The 3923-nt window shown below is 65.9% G+C and carries 4 protein-coding genes; 1 reads left to right on the plus strand and 3 read right to left on the minus strand.

The window, feature by feature from the left end; genetic code table 11:
- On the plus strand, positions 1–333 hold a 333-nt coding region (locus A2J02_RS03895; RefSeq protein ID WP_156516071.1), incomplete at its 5' end, for an ABC transporter substrate-binding protein.
- Between the two features lie 164 nt (positions 334–497).
- Here the strand turns inward: A2J02_RS03895 and A2J02_RS03900 are convergent.
- The 3 genes from A2J02_RS03900 to A2J02_RS03910 form a co-directional block, all read right to left on the minus strand.
- Positions 498–1688, minus strand: coding sequence for a CaiB/BaiF CoA transferase family protein (locus A2J02_RS03900; RefSeq protein WP_068047075.1), 1191 nt, complete (start codon positions 1686–1688; stop codon positions 498–500).
- Positions 1689–1776: 88 nt separating this feature from the next.
- Entirely contained in the window at positions 1777–2859 is a 1083-nt protein-coding gene (locus tag A2J02_RS03905; RefSeq protein ID WP_231911404.1) for a hypothetical protein, read from the minus strand.
- A gap of 308 nt (positions 2860–3167) precedes the next feature.
- A partial coding sequence (locus A2J02_RS03910) for an FAD-binding protein (RefSeq protein WP_156516072.1) occupies positions 3168–3923 on the minus strand: 756 nt, incomplete at its 5' end.

Genomic DNA, 3923 nt, shown 5'->3' on the forward strand with positions numbered 1-3923 from the left:
CTCTACACGGTGTCGAGCGCGAGCTTCGTCGGCCAGATCTACGGTCTGTTCGGCCTGACGAGCATCGCCGACGGCTCCGGCGCAGGCGACTACCCCCAGCTGTCCGCCGAATCGGTGATCACCGCGGATCCCGATGTCGTGTTCCTGGCCGACGCCCAATGCTGCGGCGTCACAGCCGAATCGGTTGCGGCTCGACCGGGGTGGGGATCGATGACCGCCGTCCGAGACGGCAGGATCTTCCCGATGGACGAGGATCTGTCCAGTCGGTGGGGCCCCCGCATCGCGGACCAGGTCGAGGCCGTCGCCGCAGTGGTGCAGCGGATTCCGGCGTGAACCCAGCAACGATAGGGTAACGCGTCAGCCGGCCGCGGCGGCCTTCCGTCGTCGTGCAACAGATTTCAGTGTTAACCGAGGACCGGCCCGATGGCGCGTCCATCGGCAACGGTCCCCCTCGGCAGTGCTGCCGAAGGGGACCGTTGCCGGGCACTGGCCGTGCTCTACCCGACGCTGTCGCGCCGCATTGCCTCGATTTCGTCGGCGCTGCAGCCTATTTCGGTGAGCACCTCGTCGGTGTCGGCCCCGTGCTTGCGGCCGGTGTACCTGATGCGGCCGGGGCTGCCACCCATCCGCCACATGACGTTCTGCATCCGGACGGGACCGAGGTCGTCGTCCTCGACGGTCGTCACCATCTCGATGGCGTTGACCTGTGGATCGGACAACAGATCGCTCGGCTTGTAGACGGGAGCGACTGCGGCCCCTGCCTTCTCGAACTCGTCGATCACCACGTCCTTCGTCCGTTCGCCGATCCAGCCGCCGACGTACTCGTCCAACAGGTCCGCGTGGGCGGCGCGCTGACGCCCGGTGGCGAACCACGGTTCGTCGAGCACTTCGGGATGACCCACCAGGACCAGCACGCGTTCTGCTATCGAATTGGCGCTCGTGGAGATGGCCAACCAATGCCCGTCCGCTGTCTTGTACAGGTTGCGGGGCGCATTGTTGCTCGACCGGTTCCCGGTTCGCTCCTGATCGATCCCCAGCTGGTCTGCGTAGATGACGCCCGGTCCGACCGCGGCCATGATCGGGCTCAACAGATCCAGATCGATCTGCTGGCCGATGCCGCCGTTGTTGGTTCGGTGCAGCAGAGCCATCGACACCGCCGACGAACCGGCGATCCCGGCGAGGGAATCGGCCAATCCGAACGCCGGAAGTGTCGGCGGCCCGTCGGCTTCACCGGTCAGGTGCGCGAACCCGCTCATCGATTCGACGAGCGTGCCGAAGGCGGGCCTGGTGGCGTACGGTCCGGTCTGACCGAAGCCGGTGACACGCAACAGGATCAGACCCGGGTTGAGCTCGGAGAGCACGTCGTATCCCAGCCCCCAGCGTTCGAGGGTCCCGGGCCGGAAGTTCTCGACCACCACGTCGGCCTCCGCGGCGAGGCGGCGAAAGAGCGCTCCGCCCTGCGCGCTTCCGAGGTCGAGGGTCATCGTCCGCTTGTTCCGTCCGATCATCGTCCACCACAGTGGGTGACCGTCCTTGTCCAGACCGTGTCCGCGCATGCCATCCGGCTTGGTGGGGTGCTCGATCTTGATGACCTCGGCCCCGAAGTCGCCCAGGATCTGCGCGACGAGAGGGCCTGCCAGGATCGTCGAGATGTCGAGAACCTTGATGCCCTCCAGTGGGCCCGTCACAGGTACGGACGGTGCAGGTAGCGGCCTGCGGGAGCACCGGCGACGGCACCGTCGGCGAGTACCCGCTGACCACGGACGAACGTGTCGGTCACCTTGGCACCGAGCTCGAATCCCTCGAACGGCGTGTACTCCTGAGCGGACTCGGAATCCTCCGGGCGCACGGTCCAGGTGTGATCGGGGTCGATGAGGGCGATGTCTGCGTCCATGCCGACGGCGATGTCACCCTTGCCCGGCAGTAGCGACGGGCCGGGTTCAGTGACGTGAGCTCGGCGATACGACGCCAGCTCAGGCCGCGCTTGCGTCCTTCGCTGACGAGACCGGGCAGGAGGTATTCCGCACCACCGAAGCCGGACTTCGCGGCGAAGATGTCGCCCCGGTCCTCGGCGAACTTCTTCTCGTCCTTGCAGCAGGCGTGATCACTGACGACCCAGTCGATGTCACCGGCGAGCAGGTGCTCCCACAATGCTTCGACGTCGTCGCGCGGGCGCAGCGGCGGGTTGACCTTGCCGCCGAGTCCGTAGGCGGTGTCGATGTCGGCCAGCAGGTGCCCGATGGTGACCTCGCGGCGGAAGTCGACGTGCGGGAACGCCTTTGCCATCCGCATCGCCGCGGTCAACGCCTTGCGCGAGGACAGGTGCAGCAGGTTGATGTTGGGCAGCTGCGTCTCGTCGGCGAGGAACGACGCGATGGTGACGGCGAGCCCCTCGGAGTGCGGCGGCCGCGACGCACTGTAGGCCGCGAGGCCCTCGAGAGTGCCTTCGTCTTCGACGATCTTGGTGTACGCGCTCATGATCTCAGCGGTCTCGCAGTGCAGCGACAACGAGATGTGATCGGCCTTGTCGCCCATCTGCTCTCGGGCAGCCTGGATGCCGCGCATGACGAACTCGAAGTGCGCCAGGTCGTATCGCTCGCCCTCGGGTGTCATGAGGAATTCGCTCTGATCGGTGGACCGGCCGTGCAGCCCGTGGCTGCCGTAGAACATGAAGATCTTGAACGACGTGACGCCGTGATCTGCGATGAGCGCGGGGATTTCGTCGATGTGTTCCTTCGACATCGGCGCGAGGTGGTACGCGTAGTCGACGTAGGGGCGTCCCTCGGTGGCCTCCAGGACCTTGGGGAACACATCCGCGTAGGAACCACCGGTGTTCATGTAGTACTGCCCGGTCCGCATGTAGGAGAGCGACGTGGTGACGCCGCCCTGGACACACGCCCGCGATTCGGTCTCGGCGTCGTCACCGAGGGAGTTGTAGATGCCCCAGTGCTGGTGTGCGTCGACGACACCCGGGAAGGCGACCTTGCCGGCCGCGTCGATGACGGTATCCGCTGCCGAGGCATCGATACTCGCTTCGATGCGAGTGAACTTGCCGTCTTAGATCAGCAGGTCCAGAAACTCGCCCTCGTCGGGGGCGTCGGATCCTGGTCGAACTACGCGCGCATTGGTGATCAACAGCGTTGACATGGTGGTCCTTTCGAATTTTTTCACAAGAGTTGGGTTGTTCGAAGCGAACTTGCCGCGAGGTATGCGAGTCCGAGCGCCGGGAGCAGTCCGTTCCCCGCGAGATACCCGGCAGCACCGTGGCCGGAGATGCCCATTGCGGCACCGCCCGAGGCGAACAGACCGGTGATGGCGGAACCGTCGGTGCGGAGAACACGTGCGTTCTCGTCTACGACGAGCCCGCCCTGGGTGTGGAACAACGCGGGCACGATCTTGATGGCTGCGTACGGTCCGGTGAGCGAATGCTCGAAAGAGTTGCGGCCGAACGGATCCGACGCCTCTCCCCGCGAATACTTTCGCACAGCGGCGAGCTCCTCCGCCACTGCCGCAGGTGGAAGCCCGGTTGCGGCAGCAAGGCCGTCCGTGTCGTCGGCCCACACCACGGCTCCCGAGTCGACGGTCTGCTGGAAGTCCTTGAACGACAGGCACTTGTCGTAGATCCCGCGGTCGATGACGACCCAGCCCTCCGAGCCCGGCCTCGCGGCCAGAATAGCTGCGTATTCGGAGTACCCGGTCGTCTCGTCACCGAACCGGCGACCGGATGCGTCGAGCACGACGCCGCCGTGCATCACCGTCGCCCATCCGACGAGAGTCGTCGCCTGCTTCGAGAGTGCCGCGTGTCCCTGGTACGCATCCAGATACGCCGAATCGGCACCGAGACGGCGCCCGATGGTCAGCGCGTCACCGACGGAGTGCTCACTTCCGTGATAGCGCGCCGCGGATATCTCCGGCACGTGCTC

The sequence above is a fragment of the Rhodococcus sp. EPR-147 genome (assembly GCF_001647185.1).
Classification (GTDB): Bacteria; Actinomycetota; Actinomycetes; order Mycobacteriales; family Mycobacteriaceae; genus Rhodococcoides.

Excerpts from the sequence above, each read along its gene's own strand:
- A2J02_RS03905 (WP_231911404.1), bottom strand. The coding sequence starts at position 2,859 with ATGCGGACCGGGCAGTACTACATGAACACCGGTGGTTCCTACGCGGAT.